Source organism: Pseudoroseomonas cervicalis ATCC 49957 (assembly GCF_000164635.1).
In the GTDB taxonomy this organism is placed as follows: Bacteria; Pseudomonadota; Alphaproteobacteria; order Acetobacterales; family Acetobacteraceae; genus Pseudoroseomonas; species Pseudoroseomonas cervicalis.
In genome coordinates, this window is sequence record NZ_GG770777.1 from 967209 (window position 1) to 992689 (window position 25481).

A 25481-nucleotide genomic window follows, 5' to 3' on the forward strand; every position below is an offset into this window, starting at 1 on the left:
CGGGCGGCCGGCGCCCGGGCGCGCTGAGGGGCGCAGGGAGCGCCAGGCCCCCTGCCCGCCCCGCCGCGTCAGACCCGCAGCAGATGCACTTCCACCGCCGGGCGCTTGCGCAGCCGGCGGGAGACCGCCTTGCGCAGCACCGTGCGGGCGGCATCGCGCAGCGTGTCATCCTCGCGCTTCAGCTCCGGCGGCAGCTCGGTCACCAGCCGCGCCAGCTCATCGGCGATCTGCACCGGCTCGACATCGGCCATGTCGAACAGGCCGGGGGCCGAGACCTGCGGCTGCCCCAGCACCCGCCCGGACGGATCGACGGCCAGCGAGGCCACGACGATGCCGTTGAACAGCATGCGCCGGCGGGCGCCGAGCACGCCGCCCTCCAGCGGCAGCAGACGGTCGCCATCCAGCACCAGCTGGCCGGTGGGCACGCCCTCCACCACCTCCGGCGCGGCATTGCCGCCGGCCAGCGGCGCCAGGCGCAGCACATCGCCATCCTCGACCAGCACGGGGGTGGAGCCCATCTGGCGGGCCAGCGCCGCATGCTCCTGCAGGTGGCGCCACTCGCCATGCACCGGCACGGCGAAGCGCGGCTTCACCAGGCTGTAGAGGCGCTTCAGCTCGTCCCGCGCCGGGTGGCCGGAGACATGTACCATGTGGTCGTCGGCGGTCATCACCTTGCAGCCGCCGCGCGTCAGGTCGTCCTGCATGCGCAGGATGGCGCGCTCATTGCCCGGGATCATGCGGGAGGAGAAGATCACCGTGTCCCCCTCGCCCAGCGAGATGCGGGGATGGGTGTCGGCGGCGATCTTGGCCATGGCCGAGCGCGGCTCGCCCTGGCTGCCGGTGCAGATGATCAGCAGCTGGTCATCGGGCACGTCGTCCGCGTCATCCTCGGTCAGGAAGGGCGGGACATCCTTGAGATAGCCGCATTCGCGCGCCGCGGCCTCGGCATTGCGCAGGCTGCGGCCGAACAGCGCCACCTGCCGCCCGGCGGCCTTGGCGGCCAGCGCCACGCTCTCCACCCGCGCCACATTGGTGGCGAAGCAGGTGACGGCGACGCGCCCCTTCAGCTGGCGGATCAGCGCCGTCATGTTGCGGCGCACCTCCCCCTCGCTGCCGGAATGGCCCTCGACCAGCGCATTGGTGCTGTCGCAGACCATGGCCAGCACGCCCTCCTCGCCCAGCGCGGCGAAGGCGGCCTCGTCGGCCGGCTCGCCCACCAGCGGGTCGGGGTCCAGCTTCCAGTCGCCGGTGTGCAGCACCGTGCCGTAGCGGGTGCGGATGGCCAGCGACTGCGGCTCCGGCACCGAATGCGTCACCCGGATGAAGCGCAGCCCGAACGGGCCCAGCTCCACCGAGCCGCCCAGCGGCACGGTCACCAGCTTCACCTGGTTGAGCAGCCCGGCCTCGCTGAGCTTGCGGCGCAGCACGGCGGCGGTGAAGGGGCTGGCATAGACCGGGCAGCGCAGATGCGGCCAGAGCGGCGCGACCGCGCCGATATGGTCCTCATGCGCGTGGGTGATGACCAGGCCCACCAGCCGGTCGCGCCGCTCGGCCAGCCAGGCCGGGTCGGGCACCATCACCTCGGCCTCGGGCTGCTCCGCGCCGCCGAAGCCGATGCCGCAATCGACGGCCAGCAGCTGCCCGTCGCATCGGTAGACGTTCAGGTTGAGTCCGATCTCCCCCGTCCCGCCCAGCGGGATGAAGGCAAAATCTCCGTTGTCCAGATCCATAGATACTCGCCAGTTGGTCGTGTTGTCGGTGGGATCATTGCCCCTCGGGGCAGGTTCCTTGGCCCTCGCATCGTCTCAATCCCCTTCGGACCGGAGCGCGTCAGGCAAACTCGTGCGTTGGAAGATGGGGATGGGGTTGCGCTCCGCCAACAGGCGCAGCCCCTCCAGCGTGATGTCGGGGTCGGTCGTCTCCAGCACCGGCGTGCCCTCGGCGAAGAGCGGGGCCAGGCCACCGGTGCCGATGACCTTGAGCGGCGCGCCATACTCGGCGCGGATGCGGGCGACGATACCTTCCACCAGACCCACATAGCCCCAGAAGATGCCGGATTGCATCGCCGGAACGGTGGCGGTGCCGATCACGGATTGGGGACGGCCGATGCCGATGCGCGGCAGCCGCGCCGCCGCCTTGTGCAGCGCCTCGATCGACAGGTTGATGCCCGGCGCGATGGCGCCCCCCAGATAGCCGCCATCCGCATCCACCACGTCGAAGGTGGTGGCGGTGCCGAAATCGATCACCACCAGCGGGCCGCGGTAATGGTGATGCGCGGCCAGCGCGTTCAGCAGCCGGTCGGCGCCCACCTCCTCCGGCTGGTCCACCCGGATGGGAAAGCCCCAATCCAGCGGCGCGCGCGCCACCAGCGGCTCGCAATCGAACCATTCGCGGCACAGCCGGCGCAGGTTGTACAGCGCCGCCGGCACCACCGTGCCCAGCACGCAGCGGTCGATCTCCTGCACCCGCAACCCGGCATGGCCCAGCAACGCCAGCAGCCACACCGCGTATTCGTCGCTGGTGCGCGCCGCATCGGTGCGGATGCGCCAGCGGCCACGCCAGGCGCTGCCATCATGGATGGCGAAGACGACATTGGTGTTGCCGGCATCAATGGCGAGCAGCATCGGGCTTTCCTTCCTGGCCGCCTAGCCGGCGACCTCCCCCGAGGCCACGGCGACGGGGCCGTCTTTGCTGCATAGCAGCAAACGCCCATCTTCCGTCAACCCCTGGTAGAGACCGTGCAGCTCGCCCTCCGGCCGGCGCAGGGCGAGCGGTGCCCGCAGCGCCGGGCCGCGCGCCACCCAGGCGGCACGGACCGGCGCGAAACCCTCCGCCTGCTGACGCTGCCGCCAATGGTCCAGCCGCGCCAGCAGCGCCCAGGCGAAGGCGACCACCTCCGGCGCGCGGCCCGCATGCTGCGCCAGGCTGGCCGTCGGGCGGTCGGGAAGTTGCGGCGCCTCGGCCAGGTTCACCCCGATGCCAAAAGCCAGCCAGGCAATGCCGCCCGCCGCGTCCGGCTGGCCCTGGGTCAGGATGCCGGCGCATTTGGCGCCGTCCAGCAGCACGTCATTCGGCCATTTCAGCCGCAGCGCCGCAGGGTCGGGCAGATGGGCGGAGATCGCCTCGGCCACCGCCAGCCCGGCCAGCAGCGACCATTGCGGCAGCTCCCGCGCCGGGCCCGCCGGGCGCAGCAGGAGCGAGAGGAACAGATTGCCAGGGGGGGAACGCCAGGCGCGGCCCTGCGTGCCGCGGCCGGCACTCTGGCGACGCGCCAGCACGGCAAACCCCTCGCCCTCCCCCGCCTGGGCGGCGGCCAGCACCGCATCCTGCGTGCTGGGAAGGTCGTCATGGATCGACAGGCGCCAGTTCATTGGGATCCAGGCAAAAAAAGAGTCCGGGGGAAGGAATTCCCCCGGACCCCCATCTTTTTCGATCAGGCTGCCGCGGGCAATCAGCCCATCAGCGCGGCGACCGCGGCCTGCGCGGCGGCCAGGAAGGGCGCCGGGAACAGGAAGAAGAAGGTGGTGAACAGGCCGGTGCCGGCCAGCACCACCGAAAGGCTGGACGGGCGCGGGTCCAGCGCCTCGCCAGCGTCGAAATACATCACCTTGATGACGCGCAGGTAATAATAGGCCGACACGGCGGAGGTCAGCACGCCGATCACCGCCAGCACCCAGAACCCGCCCTGCACCGCCGCCAGGAAGACATAGAGCTTGCCGAAGAAACCGGCCAGCGGCGGGATGCCCGCCATCGACAGCATGAACAGCGCCATGGCCAGCGCCATCGCCGGGTCCGATTTGCCGAGGCCGGCGAGGTCGTCGATCCCCTCCAGCGCGCGGCCCTTGCGGCGCATCGCCACCAGCACGGCGAAGGCGCCGACATTGGTGAAGAGGTAGATCGCCATGTAGAGCAGCAGGCCGCGCAGGCCGAGCTCGCTGCCCACCGCCAGGCCCATCAGCGCATAGCCGACATGGCCGATGGAGGAATAGGCCATCAGCCGCTTGATGTTGGTCTGCCCGATCGCCGCCAGCGCACCCAGGATCATCGAGCCCAGCGAGGCCAGGATGATCACCTGCTGCCACTGGTCGACCAGATCGCCGAAGGGGCCGGCCGCCACGCGGGTCAGCAGCGCGATGGCCGCGACCTTGGGGGCGGAGGCGAAGAAGGCCGTCACCGGGGTCGGCGCGCCCTCATAGACATCCGGCGTCCACATGTGGAACGGCACGGCCGAGACCTTGAAGGCCAGCGCCGCCAGCACGAAGACCAGACCGACCACCAGGCCGAAGGGCGCGCCATCGGTCGCGCCCAGCGCATCGGCGATGCGGTCGAAATTGGTCGAGCCGGAGAAGCCGTAGATCAGGCTGGAGCCGTAGAGCAGCAGGCCCGAGGCCAGCGAGCCCAGCACGAAATACTTCAGGCCCGCCTCGGCCGAACGCTCGCTGTCGCGGTTGAAGGCGGCGATCACGTAGAGCGACAGCGACAGCAGCTCGAGCCCCATATAGAGCGCGATCAGGTCGTTGGCCGAGATCATCACCATCATGCCGACGGTGCTGAACAGCAGCAGCACCGGGAACTCGAAGCGGGCCAGGCCCTCCTTCTCGTTCCAGTCCATCGCCAGCAGCAGGCCGAGCGCGGCGCCCGCCACCACCAGCAGCTTCATGAAGCGGGTGAAGGCGTCGGAGACATACTGCCCGGCGAAGGCCACGCCCTCGGGCTGCATCATCACCAGCACGCCGGCGAGCAGCAGCCCGCCCAGCACCGCCATGTTGATGGCCTGGTGGGTGTCGCGCTTCGGCAGCACGCCCGCCACCAGGGCGACCAGCCCGACCAGCGCCAGCGCCAGCTCGGGGAGGATGAGGGTCCAGTTCATGCCCGTCACATCCCGGCCAGGCGCGGCAGCGCCATCGCGGCTTCATGCCGCGTGACGAGCGCCGCGACGCTGGCCTCGAAGAAGGAGAGGAAGGAGGAGGGATAGATCCCCATCCACAGCGTCAGCAGGATCAGCGGCGCGAAGGTGACGTATTCGCGCGGGCTGAGATCCAGCAGCGCCTTCAGGTCCTCGCGCGTGATCTTGCTGAAGACGACGCGGCGATAGAGGTAGAGCATGTAGCCCGCGCCCAGGATCATGCCGAGGCCGGCGCCCAGCGCCACCCAGGGATTGGCGTTCCAGGCGCCGACGATCACCAGGAACTCGCCGGGGAAGCCGGCGGTGCCGGGCAGCGCCACCGAGCCCATGGTGAACAGCATGAACACCATGGCGTAGGAGGGCATCACCTTGGCGACGCCGCCATAGCGCAGGATGTCGCGGCTGTGGACGCGGTCATACAGCACGCCCACGCAGAGGAAGAGCGCGCCGGAGACCACGCCATGGCTCAGCATCTGGAAGATGGCGCCGGAGATGCCCTGGTGGTTCAGGGTGAAGATGCCGATCGTCACGATGCCCATATGGGCGACCGAGGAATAGGCGATCAGCTTCTTCATGTCCTCCTGCGCCAGCGCCACCAGCGAGGTGTAGACCACGGCGATGACCGAGAGCGCGAAGATCAGCGGCGCGAAGAACTCGGTCGCCTGCGGCAGCAGCGGCAGCGAGAAGCGCAGGAAGCCATAGGCGCCCATCTTCAGCAGCACGCCGGCCAGGATGACCGAGCCCGCCGTCGGCGCCTCGACATGGGCATCCGGCAGCCAGGTGTGTACCGGCCACATCGGCACCTTCACCGCGAAGGAGGCGAGGAAGGCCAGGAACAGCCAGGTCTGCACATGCTCGGGGATGCGCAGCTCGAACAGCGCCGGGATGTAGCTGGTGCCGGCCTGGTACCAGAGCAGCAGCATCGCCAGCAGCATCAGCAGCGAGCCGAGCAGCGTGTAGAGGAACAGCTTGTAGGCGGCATAGACCCGCCGCGCGCCGCCCCAGACCCCGATGATCAGGAACATCGGGATCAGCACGCCCTCGAAGAAGATGTAGAACAGCACCATGTCGAGCGTGCTGAACATGCCGACCATCATGGTCTCGAGGACCAGGAAGGCCACCATGTATTCGCGCACCCGGTTCTGCACCGCCTCCCAGGAGGCGAGGATGCAGAGCGGCACCAGGGCGGTCGAGAGCAGCACGAACAGCACCGAGATGCCGTCCACGCCCATGTGGTAGCCCAGGCCGAATTCCGGCATCCAGCTCAGCTGCTCGACGAACTGGAAATCCGCCGTCGACTTGTCGAAGCGGAACCACAGGATCAGCGACAGGCCGAAGGTGATCAGGCTGGTCCACAGCGCCGTCCAGCGGGCATTGGCGGCGACCACCGCCTCCTCCCCCCGCACGAACAGGATGATGGCCGCGCCCACCAGCGGCAGGAAGGTGAGCAGCGACAGCAGGGGAAAACCCGCGGCGTTCATCGGCCGACCCCGAAGAGGAAGATGGAGACGAAGAGGACAAGCCCGATGATCATCGCGAAGGCGTAGTTCGCCACCCGCCCCGATTGCAGCTTCACCACCCGGCCCGAGGCCTGCGCGGTGAGGCTGGCGGCGCCGTTCGGCATGCCGTCGATGATCTTCACATCGCCCACCTTCCACAGCAGCTGCGCCAGGGCGCGCGCCGGGCGGACGAAGAGTCGGTCATACAGCTCGTCGAAATACCACTTGTTCAGCAGGAAGCGGTACAGACCCGGCACCGCCGCCGCCACCCGCCCCGGCAGGGTGGGCACGAACATGTAGAACACATAGGCGAGCGCGATGCCGAGCGCGCCGGCCACCGTCGGCGCCAGCGGCACCCAGGACGGCACCTCATGCGCCTCGTGCATGATGTGGTTGTGCGGCGCGTTGACGATGGCGCCGTTCCAGAACTCCGCCCAGTGATGGCCGACGAAGTCCTCGTAGAAATAGGCACCCGTGAACAGCGCGCCCAGCGCCAGCACGAAGAGCGGGATCAGCATGACCGCCGGGCTCTCATGCACATGCTCCATCGTGTGATGGTCGGCGCGCGGCGTGCCGTGGAAGGTCATGATGATCAGCCGCCAGGAGTAGAAGGCGGTCAGGAAGGCCGCGGCCATGCCCATGACGAAGGCATACTTGGCGGTCCAGCCATGGCCGGCGAAGGCCGCCTCCAGGATCATGTCCTTGGAGTAGTAGCCGGCGAAGAAGGGCACGCCGGCCAGCGCCAGGGAGCCGATCCAGAACATGGCGTAAGTGAGCGGGATCTTCTTCCAGATGCCGCCCATGCGGCGGATATCCTGCTCGTCCGACATGGCGTGGATGACGGAGCCCGCGCCCAGGAACAGCAGCGCCTTGAAGAAGGCGTGGGTGAAGAGGTGGAACACCGCCGCCTGATAGGCGCCGACGCCGACCGCGAAGAACATGTAGCCGAGCTGCGAGCAGGTCGAATAGGCGATGACCCGCTTGATGTCGTTCTGCACCATGCCGACCGAGGCGGCGAAGATCGCCGTCGTCGCGCCGATGACGGTGACGAAGCCCAGCACGTTCGGCGCGTATTCCACCAGCGGCGACATGCGCGCCATCAGGAAGACGCCGGCGGTGACCATGGTGGCCGCGTGGATCAGGGCGGAGACCGGGGTCGGCCCCTCCATCGCGTCCGGCAGCCAGGTGTGCAGGCCGATCTGCGCCGACTTGCCCATGGCGCCCAGGAAGAACAGCAGCGCGATCACCTCGAGCACGGGCAGGCCCGCGAAGGTGAGCTGCCGCGCCGCCTCGACACCCTGGAAGATGGTGTTGAACTCGATGGAGCCGAAGGTCCAGAAGGTCAGCGCCATGCCGAGCATGAAGAACAGGTCGCCCACGCGGTTGACGATGAAGGCCTTCATCGCCGCGCGGTTGGCGCTCTCCTTCTCGTACCAGTAGCCGATCAGCAGGTAGCTCGCGAGGCCCACGCCCTCCCAGCCGAAGAACAGCTGCAGCAGGTTGTCGGCCGTCACCAGCATGAGCATCATGAAGGTGAAGAGCGAGAGATAGGCGAAGAAGCGCGGCTGCGTCGGGTCATGCGACATGTAGCCGACGCTGTAGAGGTGGATCATGGTCGAGATCAGCGTGACCATGCCGACCATCATCGCCGACAGCGTGTCGTAGCGCAGCGCCCAGGAGAGCTGCAGCCCACCGACATCGAGCCAGGTCACGATCTCGACCGTGGCCGGGGCGTGGCCGAGCGCGACCTGCGCGAAGGCGGAGAGGCCGCAGAAGGCGGCCAGCGCCATGCAGATCACGGTGGCCCATTGCGCGGGCTTGTCGCCGATCCACCGGCCGAAGAAGCCGGCGATGGTCGCGCCCAGCAGCGGGAAGAAGACGGCACCGACGAACATGCGCCTAGCCCTTCAGGGTGGAGATATCCTCCACCTCGATGCTGCCGCGGTTGCGGAAATAGATCACCACGATGGCCAGGCCGATCGCCGCCTCGGCCGCCGCGACGGTCAGCACGAACAGGGTGAAGACCTGCCCGGTGAGATCCTGCAGCACGGCCGAGAAGGCCACCAGGTTCAGGTTCACCGAGAGCAGGATGAGCTCGATCGCCATCAGGATGACGATGACGTTCTTCCGGTTGAGGAAGATGCCGAACACGCCGAGCACGAGCAGGATCGCGCTCACCGTGAGGTAATGGCCAAGGCCGACGCTCAGCATCTCAGTGGTGCCCCCCGCCATGGTGGTCGTCCTGCCCATGGGCACCATGTCCGTGGGCGTCATGGGTCAGCGCCTTGGGCTTCTCCGCCGCCGGCAGCGGGCGCCGCAGGATGCCGAGCTGGCCGAGGCCGGCGCGCGACGGCACCTGCTTCATGGTCACCGCCTCGCCACGGGCCACCTGCACCGCGATGTCCTGGCGCTTGCTGTTGGCCGGCTTGTCGCGCAGCGTCAGCACGATGGCGCCGATCATCGCGACCAGCAGGATCAGGCCCGCAAGCTGGAACAGGAAGACGTAGTCCGTATAGACCAGCAGGCCGAGCGCCTCGGTGTTCGTCACCCCGGCATCGGGCGCCGGGTTCAGCCGCAGCGCCGCCGCGTCGGGCGCGAACTGCCAGGAGCCGAAGACGAAGAGCAGCTCGAGGAAGAGGATGGCCCCGATCACCGCGCCGATCGGCGCATAGCGCTGGAAGCCCTCGCGCAGCCGCGCGAAGTCGATGTCCAGCATCATGACGATGAACAGGAACAGGACTGCGACCGCGCCCACATAGACGATGACCAGGATCATCGCCAGGAACTCGGCCCCCGCGATCAGGAACAGCGCCGCGGCGTTGAAGAACGCCAGGATCAGGAACAGCACGCTGTGCACGGGGTTCCGGCTGGTCACCACCATGACCGCCGATGCGATCAGGATGGCCGCGAAGACATAGAAGGCGAGTGCGGCGATCATCGCAGCCCGCCCGCGTGCAGATGCAGCATCATGGCACCGTTCCGAATGAGCCGTCCTGGCAGGAGGACGGGGCCGTGAAGGAAAGCCGCGGGGAGGGACACGACCGGACCCCTCCCCGCCGCGAAATTCAGCGGTAGGGGGCGTCGAGCTCGAGCCGCCGGGCGATCTCCGGCTCCCACCGGTCGCCATTCGAGAGCAGCCGATCCTTGTTGTAGATCAGCTCCTCGCGCGTCTCGGTCGCGAACTCGAAATTCGGCCCCTCGACGATGGCATCCACCGGGCAGGCTTCCTCGCACAGCCCGCAATAGATGCACTTCGTCATGTCGATGTCGTAGCGCGTGGTGCGGCGGCTGCCATCCTCGCGCGGCTCGGCCTCGATGGTGATGGCCAGCGCCGGGCAGACGGCCTCGCACAGCTTGCAGGCGATGCAGCGCTCCTCCCCGTTGGGATAGCGGCGCAGCGCGTGCTCCCCCTTGAAGCGCGGCGACAGCGCCGTCTTCTCATTGGGATAGTTGATCGTGCCCTTGTTCGGCGCGAAGAAATACTTGAGCGTCAGCGCCATGCCCGAGGCCAGCTCGGCCAGCAGGAAGCTGCGCGCCATGCGGTCCAGCGTCGCCATCTCTCACCTCGCCGCGCGGGGGTAGCCCGCGCTTCCGGGTTGGACAAGGGTGGTCATGAAGAAGTCTTCGCGGGTCATGCCGGCAGCCACCCCATGATCTTCAGCACGAAGGCGGTCAGCACCAGCCAGCCCAGGGTGAAGGGCAGGAACACCTTCCAGCCGAGGCGCATCAGCTGGTCGTAGCGGTAGCGCGGGAAGGTCGCGCGCACCCAGACGAAGGTGAACAGGCAGAGGCAGATCTTCAGGATGAACCAGATCGGCCCCGGCACCCAGTTGAAGGGCGCGATGTCCATCGGCGGCAGCCAGCCACCCAGGAACAGGATGGTGGTCATCGCCGACATGAGGATCATGTTGGCGTATTCGCCCAGGAAGAACAGGGCGTAGGTCATGGAGGAGTATTCCACCATGAAGCCCGCCACCAGCTCCGACTCGCCCTCGGCCAGGTCGAAGGGCGGGCGGTTGGTCTCGGCCAGCGTCGAGATGAAGAAGATGACGAACATCGGGAAGAGCGGGATGGCGAACCACACCGTCTTCTGCGCCAGCACGATCTGCGTCAGGTTCAGGCTGCCCACGCAGAGCAGCACGGTCACGATGACCAGGCCCATCGAGACTTCGTAGGACACCATCTGCGCGGCCGAGCGCAGCGCGCCCAGGAAGGCGTATTTGGAGTTCGAGGCCCAGCCGGCGATGACGATGCCGTAGACGCCGAGCGAGGAGATCGCCAGCAGGTAGAGCACGCCGACATTGATGTCGGCGATCGCCCAGCCCTCGTTCACCGGGATCACCGCCCAGGCGATCAGCGCCAGGATCAGCGTCAGCATCGGCCCGAGGATGAACAGCGCCCGGTTGGCGCCGGAAGGAATGATGGTCTCCTTCAGCAGCATCTTCAGCGCGTCGGCGAAGGGCTGCAGCAGGCCGAAGGGGCCGACCACGTTCGGCCCCTTCCGCATCTGCATCGCCGCCATGATCTTGCGCTCGGCATAGGTCATGTAGGCGACGCCGATCAGCAGCGGCACCAGCAGCGCGAGCGTCTGGGCCACGGTGATCGCCAGGATCCCGATCGGGGAAGCGAGGAAAGCGTCCATGCCTGCTTACTCCGCCGCCAGCTTGGGGGTGGCGTCGCTGTAGATGCGGCTGCACTCGGCCATGGTGTCCGAGGCGCGGCTGATCGGGTCGGCCTGCCAGTAATCGGTCAGCGCCAGGGTGAAGGGCTCCGCGCCCAGGCTGGCCCCGCCGGCCGAGGGGCCGGTGGTGTCGGCGCAGCCGCCGGCGATGCGGCCATCGACCATGCCGAAGACCGGGTTGGCGGCGACCAAGCGCTCGCGCAGCGCATCCAGGCTGTCGAAATTCATGCCCACACCCAGCGCGGCGCCGGCGGCGCGCAGGATGCGCCAATCCTCCCGCGCCTCGCCCGGCGGGTGCACCGCCAGGCGGCCGCGCTGCACGCGGCCCTCGGTGTTGACGTAGCTGCCTTCCTTCTCGGTGTAGGCCGCGCCGGGGAGGATGACATCCGCCCGCGCCGCCGCCCGGTCACCGTGATGGCCCTGATAGACCACGAAGGTCTCGGCCGGGATCAGCGCCGGGTCGAAGCCGTCGGCCCCCAGCAGCCACAGCGCGTCCACCCCGCCGCCCAGCATGCCGGCGAGGTCCAGCCCGCCCGGGCCGGGCACGAAGCCGGCCTCCAGCGCGCCGACCTGGCCGCCGAACAGATGCAGCAGGTTGAAGCCGTGCCACTCCGCGGTCAGCGCGCCGACCTGCTTGGCCAGCTCCCAGGCGGCGGCCAGCACCGCGGCGCCATCCGGGCGGGCGATGGCGGCGCGGCCCAGGAGGATCATCGGCTTGCTGGCGCCCTTCAGCACCTCGGCAAACGCGCCGGTGCCGGAGAGCAGGGTGGAGAGGGCCTGCGGCCCCTGCCCCAGATGCTCCGCCTTGTAGGTGAGGTTCAGCCCCTCGGGGCCGATATAGGCCACCTTCAGCGCGCCGGCGGCCCAGCGGCGGCGGATGCGCGCGTTCAGCACCGGCGCTTCCTGGCGCGGATTGCTGCCGATGATCAGCAGCGCATCCGCCTCGTCGATGCCGGCGATGCCCGAATTGAACAGGTAGTAATCGCGGCGCGAGACATCGATCGCCGCGCCATCCTGGCGGCAATCGAGATTGGCCGAGCCGAGGCCCACCATCAGCGCGCGCAGCGCGAAGGCGCTCTCGGCATCGACCAGGTCGCCCGCGACGGCGCCCAGCCGGTTGCCCGGCAGGTTCTTGAACTTCGCCGCGATGACCTCGAAGGCCTCTTCCCAGCCGGCGGGGCGGAGCTTGCCGCCCTCCCGGATCCAGGGGCGGTCGAGGCGCTTCCGCTTCAGCCCATCGAAGGAGAAGCGGCCACGGTCGGCCATCCACTCCTCGTTCACGTCCTCATTGGTGCGCGGCATGATGCGCAGCACCTCGGGCCCGCGCGTGTCGATGCGGATATTCGCACCCACCGCGTCGAGCACGTCGATGCTGTCGGTCTTGCGCAGCTCCCAGGGGCGGGAGACGAAGGCGTAGGGGCGGCTGGTCAGCGCGCCGACCGGGCAGATGTCGATCAAATTGCCCGACAGCTCGGTGGTCAGCGCCTTCTCGACATAGGTGCCGATCTGCATGTCCTCGCCGCGGCCGGTGGCGCCCAGCTCGGGGACGCCCGCCACCTCGGTCGCGAAGCGCACGCAGCGGGTACACTGGATGCAGCGGGTCATGATCGTCTTGACCAGCGGACCCATGTACTTGTCCTTCACCGCGCGCTTCTGCTCGCGGTAGCGGCCGCCCTGGCCGCCATAGGCCGTCGCCTGGTCCTGCAGGTCGCACTCGCCGCCCTGGTCGCAGATCGGGCAGTCGAGCGGGTGGTTGATCAGCAGGAATTCCATCACGTTGCGGCGGGCGTTGCGCACCAGCTCGCTATCCGTGAAGACCTTCATGCCATCGGCCACGGGATAGGCGCAGGAGGCCACCGGCTTAGGCGCCTTCTCCACCTCGACCAGGCACATGCGGCAATTGCCGGCGACCGACAGCCGCTCATGGTAGCAGAAGCGCGGGATTTCCTTGCCGGCGGCCTCGCAGGCCTGCAGCACGGTGGCGCCGTTCGGGACCTCGACCTCGATCCCGTCGATGGTAACCTTGGCCATGGCCGCTTACTCCGCCGCCAGCGGCATGCCGCCGCCGTGCTTCTGCTTGTACTGGCGGATGCGCTCTTCCATCAGCGGGCGGAAGTGGCGGATCAGCCCCTGCACCGGCCACACGCCGCCATCGGCCAGCGCGCAGATGGTGTGACCCTCGATCTGGCGGGTGACGCCCTCCAGCAGGTCGATCTCCTCGATCTCGGCGCGGCCCTCGACCATGCGGTCCATCAGGCGCTTCTGCCAGCCCATGCCCTCGCGGCAGGGGGTGCACTGGCCGCAGCTCTCATGCTTGTAGAACTGCGCCAGCCGGGCGATCGCCTTGATGATGTCGGTGGACTTGTCCATGACGATCACGCCGGCGGTGCCGAGGCCGGATTTGTGCTCGCGCAGCGCGTCGAAATCCATCAGCACGTCGTCGCAGATGTGCTTGGGCAGCAGCGGCGTCGACGACCCGCCCGGGATCACCGCCAGCAGATTGTCCCAGCCGCCGCGCACGCCGCCGGCATAGCGCTCGATCAGCTCCCGCATCGGGATGCTCATCTCGGCTTCCACGTTGCAGGGCTTGTTCACATGCCCCTGGATGCAGAAGATCTTGGTGCCGACATTCTTCGGGCGGCCGAAGCTGGAGAACCAGGAGGCGCCGCGCTTCAGGATGGCCGGGACCACCGCGATGGTCTCGACATTGTTCACGGTGGTCGGGCAGCCATAGAGGCCGACGGCGGCGGGGAAAGGCGGCTTCAGCCGCGGCATGCCCTTCTTGCCCTCGAGGCTCTCGATCAGCGCCGTCTCTTCGCCGCAGATATAGGCGCCGGCGCCGCGATGCACGTAGAGGTCGAAATCCCAGCCCGAGCCGGCGGCGTTGGGGCCGAGCAGCCCGGCCTCATAGGCCTCGTCGATCGCGGCCTGCAGGATCTGGATCTCGTTGTAGTACTCGCCGCGGACATAGATGTAGCCCGCATGCGCGCCCATGCCGACGCCGGCATAGAGGCAGCCCTCGATCAGCAGGTGCGGATCGTTGCGGATGATGTCGCGGTCCTTGCAGGTGCCCGGCTCCGACTCGTCGCCATTGACGACCAGATAGGAGGGACGCCCGTCCGGGTTCGACTTCGGCATGAAGGACCACTTCATGCCGGTCGGGAAGCCGGCGCCGCCGCGGCCGCGCAGGCCGGACTGCTTCATCTCCTCGATGATCCAGTCGCGGCCCTTGGCGATGATCGCCGCCGTGCCGTCCCAGCTGCCGCGCCGCCGCGCTTCCTTCAGGTTCCACGGATGCAGGCCGTAGAGGTTGGTGAAGATGCGGTCCTTGTCGCTCAGCGCCATGGTCTCACTCCTTCCCCAGCTTCAGGGCGGCGTCATCCATCGGGATGTCGAGCACGGTCTCCGGCCCGCCGATCGGCGCGCTGCCCTGGCGGCCCTTCATGCTGCCGGGCTTCGGCCGCTCGCCGCGCTTCAGCGCCTCGAGCAGCTGCACCGTCGTCTCGTAATCCATGTCCTCGTAGTAGTCGTCATCCACCTGCAGGATCGGCGCGTTCACGCAGCCGCCGAGGCATTCCACCTCGGTCATGGTGAACAGACCATCCTCGCTGGTGTCGCCATAGCCCTTGAGATGGCCATGCTCCTTGCAGGCGCGGAGCACCTCGTCCGAGCCGCGCAGCCAGCAGGGCGTGGTGCCGCAGACCTGCAGGTGAAACCGGCCGATCGGCCTGGTGTTGAACATGAAGTAGAAGGTGGCGACCTCGTAGACGCGGATCGGCGCCATGCCGAGGCGTTCGGCGATGGTGTCCATCGCCACGCGCGGCACCCAGGCGCTGCCGGTGGCGCGCCCCATCTGCTTCTGCGCGACATAGAGCAGCGGGATGACGCCGCTGGCCTGCTTGCCTTCCGGGTAGCGCTTCAGGATCTTCTCGATCTGCGCCTCGCTCTCGGCGTCGAAGGCGAAGCTCGCCGGCTCCTCGTGGTGGTGCGAATGCGGGGCGCTCACCGGTCGATCTCTCCGAACACGATATCCAGGCTGCCGATGACGGACACGGCGTCGGCCAGCATGTGGCCCTTGGACAGCTTCTCCATCGCCTGCAGATGGGCGAAGCCGGGGGCGCGGATCTTGCAGCGATAGGGGCGGTTGGTGCCGTCGGCCACCAGGAACACGCCGAACTCGCCCTTCGGCGCCTCGACGGCCGTGTAGGTCGAGCCCTCGGGCACGTGGTAGCCCTCGGAATACAGCTTGAAGTGGTGGATCAGCGCTTCCATCGAGCGCTTCATCTCCGCCCGCTTCGGCGGCGCGATCTTGCTGTCCTGCACCTTGATCGGGCCGCCCGGCATCTGCGCCAGGCACTGCTTGATGATCTTCAGGCTCTCGCGCATCTCCGCGATGCGCACCAGGTAGCGCTCATAGCAATCGCCATGGCTGCCGACCGGGATCTCGAACTCCATCTGGTCGTAGACATCATAGGGCTGGCTGCGGCGCAGGTCCCAGGCGCAGCCCGAGGCGCGGATGCAGGGGCCGGAGAAGCCCCAGGCCATCGCCTCCTCGGCCGTCATGACGCCGATATCGACGGTGCGCTGCTTGAAGATGCGGTTGCCGGTCAGCAGCCGCTCCACATCGTCGACGAATTTCGGGAATTGCTCGGCCCAGCCGGCGATGCGGTCGGTCAGCCCCGCCGGCAGGTCCTTGGCCACGCCGCCCGCGCGGAAGTAGTTCGCGTGGTAATGCGAGCCCGAGGTGGCGTCGTAGAATTCCAGCAGGATCTCGCGCTGCTCGAAGCCCCAGAGCGAGGGCGTCGTCGCGCCCACATCCAGCGCATAGGTGGTGATGTTCAGGATGTGGTTCAGGATGCGGCTGATCTCGGCGAACAGCACGCGGATATACTGCGCGCGGATCGGCGCCTCGATGCCGAGCAGCTTCTCCGTCGCCAGGGCGAAGCAATGCTCCTGCGCCATCGGGGCGACGTAGTCGAGCCGGTCGAAATAGGGCAGCGCCTGCAGGTAGCTCTTGTGCTCGATCAGCTTCTCGGTGCCGCGGTGCAGCAGGCCGATATGCGGGTCGGCGCGCTCCACCACCTCGCCCTGCATCTCCAGGATCAGGCGCAGCACGCCATGCGCCGCCGGATGCTGCGGGCCGAAATTGATGGTGTGGCTGTCGATCTCGACCGTGCGCGTGCCGCCGGCGGCCGGGGTGTCGTCGGTGCTGAGGCTCATTCGCGGGTGATCCGGTTGAGATGCACCTTCTCGTCGCCGGGCAGCGTGGTCATGCCTTCCCAGGGCGAGAGGAAATCGAAATTGCGGAAATCCTGCTGCAGCTTGACGGGCTCATAGACCACCTGCTGCCGCTCGGCATCGTAGCGGACCTCGACAAAGCCGGTCAGCGGGAAGTCCTTGCGCAGCGGATGCCCCTCGAAGCCGTAATCGGTCAGGATGCGGCGAAGGTCGGGCTGGCCGTCGAAGACGATGCCGTACATGTCCCAGGCCTCGCGCTCGAACCAGGTGGCGGCGGGCCAGAGGTCGCAGACGGTGGCCACCGGCGTCGCCGCATCCGTCTCGGTGATGACACGGATGCGGTGATTGTGGGTCAGCGACAGCAGGTTGTAGACGACGTCGAAGCGCGCCGCGCGGGTCGGCCAGTCGACGCCGCAGATGTCCATGCACTGCTCGAAGGCCAGGCGCGGATCGTCGCGCAGCATCTGCAGCACGGCGTGCAGCGCCTCGCGGCGGACGCGCAGCTCGACCTCCTCGCCGCGGGCGATGCGGGAGGCGGTGACCACCCCCTCGGGCACGGCGCCCAGCACCGTGGCCAGCAGGGCTTCCTGGGCGGTCGGCGCGCGCGGCGCCTCCGCCGGTTCCAGGGCGGTTTCGTCAGCCACGCAGGATGCTCCCCGTCCGGCGGATCTTCTTCTGCAGCTGCAGGATGCCGTAGACCAGCGCCTCGGCCGTCGGCGGGCAGCCCGGCACATAGACATCGACCGGCACGACGCGGTCGCAGCCGCGCACGACGCTGTAGCTGTAATGGTAGTAGCCGCCGCCATTGGCGCAGCTGCCCATGGAGATGACCCAGCGCGGCTCGGCCATCTGGTCATAGACCTTGCGCAGCGCGGGGGCCATCTTGTTGGTCAGCGTGCCGGCCACGATCATCACGTCCGACTGGCGCGGCGAGCCGCGCGGGATCACGCCGAAGCGGTCCAGATCGTAGCGCGGCATATAGGCGTGGATCATCGGCACGGCGCAGCAGGCCAGGCCGAAGGTCATCGGCCAGAGGCTGCCGGTGCGGGCCCAGTTCACCACCTTGTCCAGATTGGCGACGATGAAGCCCTTGTCCTCGATCTCGCCGGAGACGCCCTTGATCACGGCGTCCTGCTCGGCGCCCGGCGGCAGGGCCTGGCTGTTCCAGGCCAGCTGTTCGTTCGCGCTCATCGGCCCGCTCACTCCCAGTCCAGGGCGCCCTTGCGCCACTCATAGATGAAGCCGACCGTGAGGACGCCCAGGAACCCCATCATCGACAGGAAGCCGAACCAGCCGATCTGCCCGAGCGAGACCGCCCAGGGGAACAGGAAGGCCACTTCCAGGTCGAAGATGATGAACAGGATGGCGACCAGGTAGAATCGCACATCGAAGCGCCGGCGCGTGTCGTCGAACGGCTCGAAGCCGCACTCATAGGCGGAGACCTTCTCCGCATAGGGTTTCTGGCGGGCCGCCAGCACGCTGCCGCCCACCATCGCCACCGCGATGGCGGCGGCGATGGCCAGGAAGACCAGGATCGGGAAATAGTTCGCCAGCAGGGGCTGGGTCATGATGCATCCGTCCCTCGGGCCCGCGGCCCAGTATGGCCTGCGCAGGGGAGCGCATAGCCAGCCACGCCGCGGGGCATGCCGCAGCGCAACGCTGGGCGGACATTACCCCCCCAGCGGCCGGTTCGCCATAGCCCCTAGGGCCTTGCGGAACATTGAAAGACGGAAAGCCTGAAAGACAAAACGCCGCCCTGGCGGACCAGGGCGGCGTTTTTGCCTAAAGACGAGTGGCGCGAGTGACGGGGCTCGAACCCGCGACCTCCGGCGTGACAGGCCGGCGCTCTAACCGACTGAGCTACACCCGCTTGCGTCGTCGTGGAGCGGGAAATACGGCCCCGCTCCCCTCCTGTCAACGCACCAAAACCGCTTTTTCGTGCATTGATTTGATGGAGAACCGAATGGGCACTGACGGATTCGAACCGCCGGCATCCTCGGTGTAAGCGAGGCGCTCTACCGCTGAGCTAAGTGCCCGCACAGCACAGCGCGCTTAGCGCCCTAGCGGGTGCCGCGCCAAGCCCAAAACGCCGCCCCGCCGCCCGGCCCGGGCGCATGAAAAAAGGGCCGGCTGCCGCCGACCCTCTCCCCCGCCCTGCCCTGGCGCCCAGAGCTCAGCCCAGACCGTCCTTCAGCGCCTTGCCGGCCTTGAAGCGCACCGTGGTGGTGGCGGCGATCTCGATCTCCTCCCCCGTCCGCGGGTTGCGCCCCTTGCCGGCCTTGCGGCGCGAGGTGGAGAAGGTGCCAAAGCCCACCAGCCGCACCTCCTGCTTGGCCTTCAGCGACTGGCTGATCGCGTCGAACACCGCGTCGAGCACCTCGCCGGCCTTGGCCTTCGACAGTTCCCCGGTCTCCGCGACCACCGCCACGAGATCCTGCTTGTTCACCTGTTCATCCCCCGCCTTCTGGCACCGGCCATGGCCGCACCCAATCAGGGCGACACTAGGCAGCGGCATTTTCCGGCGTCAACGCCACGCTGCCACGGGGGCGCGGCCGGGCGGGCAAATTGTTTCGTTGATGCAGCGCCGCCACGGCAGGGCATGAAAAAACCCGGGGGAGCAGGGCTCCCCCGGGCGATTCGCCTGGGCGCGGTGCCGCGGAGGTCAGTGCGTCATGGCGGGCTGGCCGGCCTTGCCATCGGCGGTGGCGGGCGGGGTCTCCTCCGCCTCGTTCCAGTCGATGGCCTCCGGCGCCCGGACCAGGGCCTGGCTGATCACCTCGTCCACATGCGCGACGGGGTGGATCTTCAGCCCCTTCTTCACATTGTCCGGGATCTCGGCCAGGTCCTTCTCGTTGTCCTTCGGGATGAAGACCGTGGTGATGCCGGCCCGCAGCGCCGCCAGCAGCTTTTCCTTCAGCCCGCCGATCGGCAGGACGCGGCCGCGCAGCGTGATCTCGCCGGTCATGGCGACATCCTTGCGCACCGGGATGCCGGTCAGCACCGAGACGATCGAGGTCGCCATGGCGATGCCGGCGGACGGCCCGTCCTTCGGCGTCGCCCCTTCCGGCACGTGGACATGCATGTCCCGCTTCTCGAACAGGGTCGGCTTGATGCCGAAGCTGATGGCGCGCGAGCGGACATAGGACAGCGCGGCGGAGACGCTCTCCTGCATCACGTCGCCCAGCTTGCCGGTGGTCTGCACCTTGCCCTTGCCAGGGACCATGACCGATTCGATGGTCAGGATCTCGCCGCCCACCTCGGTCCAGGCCAGGCCGGTGACGACGCCCACCATGTCCTCGGCCTCGGTCTCGCCATAGGTGAACTTCTTCACCCCGGCGTATTTGTCGAGGTTCTTGCGGGTGATGGCGACCTTCTTGGCCTTCTTGGAGACGATCTCCTTGACCGCCTTGCGCGCCAGCCCGCCCACCTCGCGCTCCAGGTTCCGCACGCCGGCCTCGCGCGTGTAGTAGCGCACCAGGTCGAGCATGGCGTCATCCGTCACGCTCCACTCGCCCGGCTTCAGCCCGTTGGCCTCGGTGACCTTGGGGATCAGGTGGCGCTTGGCGATCTGCACCTTCTCATCCTCGGTGTAGCCGGGGATGCGGATGATCTCCATGCGGTCCAGCAGCGGCTGCGGCATGCGCAGGCTGTTGGCGGTGGTGACGAACATCACATCCGACAGGTCGTAATCGACCTCCAGATAGTGGTCGCCGAAGGTCGCGTTCTGCTCCGGGTCCAGCACCTCCAGCAGGGCGGAGGACGGGTCGCCGCGCCAATCGGCGCCGAGCTTGTCGATCTCGTCCAGCAGGAAGAGCGGGTTGGAGGTCTTGGCCTTCTTCATGCCCTGGATGACCTTGCCCGGCATGGAGCCGATATAGGTCCGCCGGTGGCCGCGCACCTCCGCCTCGTCCCGCACGCCGCCCAGCGACATGCGCACGAAATTGCGGTTGGTCGCCTTGGCGATGGACTTGCCGAGGCTGGTCTTGCCGACGCCCGGCGGGCCCACCAGGCAGAGGATCGGCCCGCGCACCTTGGGCGAGCGCGACTGCACCGCCAGGTATTCCAGGATCCGCTCCTTCACCTTCTCCAGCCCGTAATGGTCGGCGTCCAGCACCGCCTCGGCCTTGAGCAGGTCGTTGCGGACCTTGGACTTCTTCTTCCAGGGGATGGAGAGGATCCAGTCGAGGTAGTTGCGCACCACCGTCGCCTCGGCGCTCATCGGCGACATGGAGCGCAGCTTCTTCAGCTCCCCCAGCGCCTTGTCGCGCGCCTCGGGCGACAGCTTGGTGGCCTTGATCTTGGCCTCCAGCTCGGCGCTCTCGTCCTTGCCGTCCTCGCCCTCGCCCAGCTCCTTCTGGATCGCCTTGAGCTGCTCGTTCAGGTAGTACTCGCGCTGGGTCTTCTCCATCTGCCGCTTGACGCGGTTGCGGATGCGCTTCTCCACCTGAAGAACGCCGATCTCGCTCTCCATATGGGCGAAGACGCGCTCCAGCCGGGCGGAGACGCTGCCGATCTCGAGCAGCTCCTGCTTCTCGGAGATCTTCAGGTTCAGGTGGCTGGCGACCGTGTCGGCGAGCTTGGCCGAATCCTCGATCTGGTTGATCGAGACCAGCACCTCGGGCGCGATCTTCTTGTTGAGCTTGATGTACTGCTCGAACTGGCTGACCACGGTGCGGGCCAGGGCCTCGACCTCGGAATTCTCGGCCGGCGCCTCCTCCATGGGGGCGGTGTAGGCCTCGAAGAACTGGTCGGTTTCCTTGAAGCCCAGCACGCGGGCGCGCTTGCCGCCCTCGACCAGCACCTTGACGGTGCCGTCGGGCAGCTTGAGCAGCTGCAGCACGGTCGAGACCGTGCCGACATCATAGAGATCGGCCGAGCCGGGATCGTCCTGGGCGGCGTTGCGCTGGGCGACGAGCAGGATCTGCTTGTCCTCCCGCATCACCGCTTCGAGCGCGCGCACACTCTTCTCCCGCCCCACGAAGAGGGGGACGATCATGTGCGGGAAGACGACGATATCCCGCAGCGGCAGCACAGGAAGCAGTTCGCCGCTCAGCAATTCGGGTTGATTTTCCGCCATAGGGGACCTCACTCAGGACAGTCGGCGCAGGTCCGCCCGATCATCGGCACGGACCCCCGCCACGGGGTTCTCCCAGGAGATGGGACCGGCCGATGGGCGGGGCAAGCCATGCAGGCCTGCCCCGCGCGCCATGGCGGCCGGACGGGCCTCAGGCGGAAGTCTGCTCCGCAGCCCGTTCACCATATATGAACAGCGGGGCGGCACGGCCTTCGGCCACCTCCTTGTTCACCACCACTTCTTCGACCTCATCCAGCCCCGGCAGGTCGAACATGGTGCCGAGCAGGATGCCCTCCATGATCGAGCGCAGGCCGCGCGCGCCGGTCTTGCGCTGGATGGCGCGGTTGGCCACCGACTTCAGCGCGTCGTCGGTGAAGGTCAGCTTGGTGGCCTCCATCTCGAACAGGCGCTGATACTGCTTGACCAGGGCGTTCTTCGGCTTGGTCAGGATCTCGACCAGCGCCTTCTCGTCCAGGTCGTCCAGCGTGGCGACCACCGGCAGGCGGCCGATGAACTCGGGGATCAGGCCGAACTTCAGCAGATCCTCCGGCTCGACCTCGCGCAGGATCTGGCCGGTGCGGCGCTCATCCGGCCCGCGGACCTCGGCGCCATAGCCGATGCCCGAGCCCTTGCCGCGCCCCGCGATGATTTTTTCCAGTCCGGCGAAAGCGCCGCCGCAAATGAAAAGAATGTTCGAGGTGTCGACCTGCAAGAATTCCTGCTGCGGGTGCTTTCGCCCGCCCTGCGGCGGCACGGAGGCGACGGTGCCTTCCATGATCTTCAGCAGGGCCTGCTGCACGCCCTCGCCCGAGACATCCCGCGTGATCGAGGGGTTGTCCGACTTGCGGCTGATCTTGTCGACCTCGTCGATATAGACGATGCCGCGCTGCGCCCGCTCGACATTGTAGTCGGCCGCCTGCAGCAGCTTGAGGATGATGTTCTCGACATCCTCGCCGACATAGCCCGCCTCGGTCAGCGTCGTGGCATCGGCCATGGTGAAGGGCACGTCGAGGATGCGCGCCAGGGTCTGCGCCAGCAGCGTCTTGCCGGAGCCGGTGGGGCCGACCAGCATGATGTTGGACTTGGCGATCTCGACCTCGCCGGTCTTGCCGCCATGCGCCAGGCGCTTGTAGTGGTTGTGCACCGCGACCGAGAGCACCTTCTTGGCGTGCTCCTGCCCGATCACGTAGTCGTCCAGCACCTTGCAGATCTCGCGCGGGGTCGGCACCCCGTCGCGGGACTTCACCAGATGCGTCTTGTGCTCCTCACGGATGATATCCATGCAGAGCTCGACGCACTCGTCGCAGATGAAGACCGTCGGGCCGGCGATGAGTTTGCGGACCTCGTGCTGCGACTTGCCGCAGAACGAGCAGTAGAGGGTGTTCTTTGAGTCGCCGGACTTGCTCATGCGCGCTCCTGGACCCTCCGGCATCGGGCCGGCGGATCTTGCGGGACTGTAGCCCCCTTGTCATCGAGGGGGAAGCGGAACGGGGGCGGGCGATGCATCGCCGCCCCCGCCCCGCGCTGCGGAGAGGGTGTGAGGGGGGTGCCGCGCCGGGCGGCCGCCGCCCCCCGCCCCGTCACCCCTTCTGGGCCTCGGCCGGCGTCGTGGGCCGCTCCAGCACCACCTCGTCGATCAGGCCGAACTCCTTGGCCTCCTCGGCGGACATGTAGCTGTCGCGCTCCAGCTTGCGCTCGATCTCCTCGATCGGCTGGCCGGTGTGCTTGACGTAGATCTGGTTCAGCCGCTTGCGCAGCGCCAGGATCTCGCGCGCCTGGATCTCGATGTCGGTCGCCTGGCCCTGGGCGCCGCCGGAGGGCTGGTGGACCATGATGCGGCTGTTCGGCAGGGCGAATCGCTTGCCCTTGGCGCCGGCGGTCAGCAGCAGCGAGCCCATCGAGGCCGCCATGCCGAGGCAGACGGTCGAGACGGGGGCGCGGATGTACTGCATGGTGTCGTACATCGCGAGGCCGGCCGAGACCACGCCGCCCGGGCTGTTGATGTAGAAGGCGATGTCCTTGTTCGGATTCTCGCTTTCCAGGAACAGCAGCTGGGCGCAGATCAGCGACGACATCTGGTCATAGACCGGACCCGTCAGGAAGATGATCCGCTCCTTCAGCAGGCGCGAATAGATATCGAAGGCACGCTCGCCCCGGGCGGTCTGCTCGATCACCATGGGGACGAGGTTGTTGTAGAGTTCGACCGGATCGCGGTCCCGCATTGTGCATCCTCTCGCGGTGGCAGGGGGTCCGGGACCCTGCCGCGGGCCCCTGCCCGTGGCATCCCGGCACCGGCCCACCGCCGTTACCCTAACGCTTCGGGATTAACATGGGGCAGCCTGCGCCGACGCGAAAGGGGGGGTCCCCGAAGCGCGCGGGCCGGGGCGGAAAATCCACCCCGGCCCGCCGGTTCCGCTCGGCCGCACCGCCCGGCGCCTCTGGGGCGCGGCCTGGGCGGGATCGCCCGGCTGGCCTCAGGCCGCCGCCGGCTCCGCCGACAGCTCGCCCGCCGGCACTTCCTTCTCGGAGACCTTGGCGAGCTCCAGCATGAAGTCCACCACCTTCTCCTCGAAGATGGGGGCGCGCAGGTTCTCGATCGCCTGCGGGTTCTTCTGGAAGAACTCCAGCACCGCGCGCTCCTGGCCCGGATAGCGCTGGGCCTCGGTGCGCATGGCGCGGGTCAGCTCGTCATTGGTGACCTGGATGTTGTTGCTGCGGCCGATCTCGGACAGCAGCAGGCCCAGGCGGATGCGGCGCTCGGCGATGGCCTTGTAGTCGGCCTTCAGCGTGTCCTCATCCTTGCCCTTGTCCTCCTCGTCGAGGTTGCCGGCCTTCAGGTCGGCCTCGACGCGCTGCCAGATCTGGGCGAACTCGGCCTCGACCATCGAGGCGGGCACCTCGAAGCTGGCCTGCTCGGACAGGGCGTCGAGCAGCTTGCGCTTCACGTTGAGGCGCGAGAGCTGGTCGTACTCGCCCTGCAGCGTCTCGGTGACGCGCTGCTTCAGCTCGTCCAGCCCGGCCAGGCCGAGCTTCTTGGCGAACTCGTCGTCCAGCGCCGGGGAGACCGGCTTCTTCAGCCCCTTGGCGGTCAGCTTGAAGCGGGCCGGCTTGCCGGCCAGCTCGGCGGCGCCGTACTCGGCCGGGAAGGTCACGTCGACCTCGCGGGTCTCGCCCACCTGGATGCCCTCGAGCCCCTCGGCGAAGCCCGGGATGAAGCCGGCGCCGCCGATCTCGACCGGCATGTCGGTGCCGGTGCCGCCCGGGAAGGGCTCGCTCACCGTGTCACCCTCGACCAGGCGGCCCTCGAAATCGGTCACCACCACATCGCCCTGCGCCGCGGGGCGGGACTCGGTCACGTCCTCCAGGCTGCGGTTGCGGGCGGCGATGCCCTCCAGCGCCTTGGTCACCTCCTCGTCGCCGACCTTGGCGACCGGCTTCTCCAGCGCGATGGCCGAGAAGTCGGGCAGCGGGATCTCGGGCAGCTGCTCCAGCTCGATCTTGAACTCGAGATCGGCGCCGTCGGAGAAGTTCACCAGCTCGATCTTGGGCTGCATCGCCGGGCGCAGGCCGCGCTCATCGACCACCGTCTTGGTGACGGACTGGACCTGCTCCTCCAGCACCTCGCCCAGCACGGCCGAGGCGTAGCGCTGCTTCACCACCGCCATCGGCACCTTGCCGGGGCGGAAGCCCGGCAGGCGGACCTCCTTCGCCAGCGTGGCCAGGCGCGCATCGCGCGCCGCGGCGATCTCCGCCGCCGGAACCACCACGGTAAAGGCCCGCTTCAGCCCCTCGGCTGCCAGCTCGGTCACCTGCATCGCCACACCATGCTCCTGAAGAATCAGTCTCGTGCCGGATCGCCGGTGGTGCGGGCGGAGGGATTTGAACCCCCACGGCTTGCGCCACTGGAACCTAAATCCAGCGTGTCTGCCAGTTCCACCACGCCCGCGAACGCAGGACCGGCGTCTCCATGAGCCGGCGCGTTTAGCGCAGCCCGGCGCCCATTGAAAGAGCGGGCGTGCAGACAGGCCATGCCGCCGGCCCCGCGCGCGCCCTTTCGCCGCCGCGGCGCCGGCCGCCGGCGGT

General features: G+C 68.1%; 22 protein-coding genes and 3 tRNA genes. All 25 read right to left on the minus strand.

All coding sequences use genetic code 11. The annotated features are described in order from the left end of the window. Nucleotides 1-68: 68 nt before the first annotated feature. The 25 genes from HMPREF0731_RS04180 to HMPREF0731_RS04300 all read right to left on the minus strand — a co-directional run bounded on the left by HMPREF0731_RS04180 (nt 69) and on the right by HMPREF0731_RS04300 (nt 25344). The gene (locus HMPREF0731_RS04180) at nt 69-1730 is read right to left on the minus strand and encodes a ribonuclease J (RefSeq protein WP_007002781.1); all 1662 of its coding nucleotides are present in this window, start codon (nt 1728-1730) and stop codon (nt 69-71) included. 75 nt (nt 1731-1805) lie between these two features. After that, nucleotides 1806-2624 carry a type III pantothenate kinase gene (locus HMPREF0731_RS04185; RefSeq protein WP_007002782.1) on the minus strand — a complete coding sequence of 273 codons (819 nt, stop codon included), beginning with the start codon at nt 2622-2624 and terminating at the stop codon, nt 1806-1808. Between the two features lie 21 nt (nt 2625-2645). Next, nucleotides 2646-3371, minus strand: a complete 726-nt coding sequence (locus HMPREF0731_RS04190) for a biotin--[acetyl-CoA-carboxylase] ligase (RefSeq protein ID WP_007002783.1) — start codon at nt 3369-3371, stop codon at nt 2646-2648. A gap of 80 nt (nt 3372-3451) precedes the next feature. Beyond that, the gene (gene nuoN, locus HMPREF0731_RS04195; protein WP_007002784.1) at nt 3452-4870 is read right to left on the minus strand and encodes an NADH-quinone oxidoreductase subunit NuoN; all 1419 of its coding nucleotides are present in this window, start codon (nt 4868-4870) and stop codon (nt 3452-3454) included. A gap of 5 nt (nt 4871-4875) precedes the next feature. Then, nucleotides 4876-6387: an NADH-quinone oxidoreductase subunit M gene (locus tag HMPREF0731_RS04200; RefSeq protein WP_007002785.1), complete on the minus strand. Its 1512-nt coding sequence runs from the start codon at nt 6385-6387 to the stop codon at nt 4876-4878. After that, the gene (gene nuoL, locus HMPREF0731_RS04205) at nt 6384-8300 is read right to left on the minus strand and encodes an NADH-quinone oxidoreductase subunit L (RefSeq protein WP_007002786.1); all 1917 of its coding nucleotides are present in this window, start codon (nt 8298-8300) and stop codon (nt 6384-6386) included. The genes HMPREF0731_RS04200 and nuoL overlap by 4 nt, the downstream gene beginning before the upstream one ends. Before the next feature lie 4 nt (nt 8301-8304). Further along, nucleotides 8305-8616: an NADH-quinone oxidoreductase subunit NuoK gene (gene nuoK, locus HMPREF0731_RS04210; protein WP_083854464.1), complete on the minus strand. Its 312-nt coding sequence runs from the start codon at nt 8614-8616 to the stop codon at nt 8305-8307. Nucleotide 8617: 1 nt separating this feature from the next. Continuing rightward, nucleotides 8618-9343 carry an NADH-quinone oxidoreductase subunit J gene (locus tag HMPREF0731_RS04215; RefSeq protein ID WP_007002788.1) on the minus strand — a complete coding sequence of 242 codons (726 nt, stop codon included), beginning with the start codon at nt 9341-9343 and terminating at the stop codon, nt 8618-8620. Nucleotides 9344-9470: 127 nt separating this feature from the next. Further along, nucleotides 9471-9962: an NADH-quinone oxidoreductase subunit NuoI gene (gene nuoI, locus HMPREF0731_RS04220; protein ID WP_007002789.1), complete on the minus strand. Its 492-nt coding sequence runs from the start codon at nt 9960-9962 to the stop codon at nt 9471-9473. Nucleotides 9963-10036: 74 nt separating this feature from the next. Beyond that, on the minus strand, nt 10037-11047 hold the full coding sequence (gene nuoH, locus HMPREF0731_RS04225; protein WP_007002790.1) for an NADH-quinone oxidoreductase subunit NuoH: 1011 nt from the start codon (nt 11045-11047) through the stop codon (nt 10037-10039). 6 nt (nt 11048-11053) lie between these two features. Then, the gene (gene nuoG / locus HMPREF0731_RS04230) at nt 11054-13117 is read right to left on the minus strand and encodes an NADH-quinone oxidoreductase subunit NuoG (RefSeq protein ID WP_007002791.1); all 2064 of its coding nucleotides are present in this window, start codon (nt 13115-13117) and stop codon (nt 11054-11056) included. 6 nt (nt 13118-13123) lie between these two features. Then, entirely contained in the window at nt 13124-14431 is a 1308-nt protein-coding gene (nuoF, locus tag HMPREF0731_RS04235; RefSeq protein WP_007002792.1) for an NADH-quinone oxidoreductase subunit NuoF, read from the minus strand. A 4-nt stretch (nt 14432-14435) separates the two neighbouring features. Beyond that, entirely contained in the window at nt 14436-15092 is a 657-nt protein-coding gene (nuoE, locus tag HMPREF0731_RS04240; protein ID WP_007002793.1) for an NADH-quinone oxidoreductase subunit NuoE, read from the minus strand. Beyond that, nucleotides 15089-16306 (minus strand): NADH-quinone oxidoreductase subunit D, encoded by a 1218-nt coding sequence (locus HMPREF0731_RS04245; protein WP_007002794.1) that lies wholly within the window; start codon nt 16304-16306, stop codon nt 15089-15091. The genes nuoE and HMPREF0731_RS04245 overlap by 4 nt, the downstream gene beginning before the upstream one ends. Next, on the minus strand, nt 16303-16968 hold the full coding sequence (locus HMPREF0731_RS04250; protein ID WP_007002795.1) for an NADH-quinone oxidoreductase subunit C: 666 nt from the start codon (nt 16966-16968) through the stop codon (nt 16303-16305). The genes HMPREF0731_RS04245 and HMPREF0731_RS04250 overlap by 4 nt, the downstream gene beginning before the upstream one ends. Further along, nucleotides 16961-17515, minus strand: coding sequence for a NuoB/complex I 20 kDa subunit family protein (locus tag HMPREF0731_RS04255; protein WP_007002796.1), 555 nt, complete (start codon nt 17513-17515; stop codon nt 16961-16963). Before HMPREF0731_RS04255 ends, HMPREF0731_RS04250 begins: the two co-directional genes overlap by 8 nt. A gap of 8 nt (nt 17516-17523) precedes the next feature. After that, nucleotides 17524-17892 (minus strand): NADH-quinone oxidoreductase subunit A, encoded by a 369-nt coding sequence (locus HMPREF0731_RS04260; RefSeq protein ID WP_007002797.1) that lies wholly within the window; start codon nt 17890-17892, stop codon nt 17524-17526. Between the two features lie 225 nt (nt 17893-18117). Then, a tRNA-Asp gene (locus HMPREF0731_RS04265) sits at nt 18118-18194 on the minus strand. A 94-nt stretch (nt 18195-18288) separates the two neighbouring features. Next, a tRNA-Val gene (locus tag HMPREF0731_RS04270) sits at nt 18289-18360 on the minus strand. Between the two features lie 137 nt (nt 18361-18497). Beyond that, a complete protein-coding gene (locus tag HMPREF0731_RS04275) occupies nt 18498-18839 on the minus strand; it encodes an HU family DNA-binding protein (RefSeq protein ID WP_051014657.1) in 342 nt (113 codons plus the stop codon). A gap of 147 nt (nt 18840-18986) precedes the next feature. Continuing rightward, nucleotides 18987-21401, minus strand: coding sequence for an endopeptidase La (gene lon, locus HMPREF0731_RS04280; RefSeq protein WP_007002799.1), 2415 nt, complete (start codon nt 21399-21401; stop codon nt 18987-18989). 148 nt (nt 21402-21549) lie between these two features. After that, nucleotides 21550-22806, minus strand: a complete 1257-nt coding sequence (gene clpX, locus HMPREF0731_RS04285) for an ATP-dependent Clp protease ATP-binding subunit ClpX (protein ID WP_007002801.1) — start codon at nt 22804-22806, stop codon at nt 21550-21552. A 172-nt stretch (nt 22807-22978) separates the two neighbouring features. Next, nucleotides 22979-23620, minus strand: coding sequence for an ATP-dependent Clp endopeptidase proteolytic subunit ClpP (gene clpP / locus HMPREF0731_RS04290; RefSeq protein ID WP_007002802.1), 642 nt, complete (start codon nt 23618-23620; stop codon nt 22979-22981). Nucleotides 23621-23872: 252 nt separating this feature from the next. After that, nucleotides 23873-25213 carry a trigger factor gene (tig, locus tag HMPREF0731_RS04295; RefSeq protein WP_040611906.1) on the minus strand — a complete coding sequence of 447 codons (1341 nt, stop codon included), beginning with the start codon at nt 25211-25213 and terminating at the stop codon, nt 23873-23875. A gap of 46 nt (nt 25214-25259) precedes the next feature. Continuing rightward, nucleotides 25260-25344 (minus strand) — tRNA-Leu (locus HMPREF0731_RS04300). Between the last annotated feature and the right edge of the window lie 137 nt (nt 25345-25481).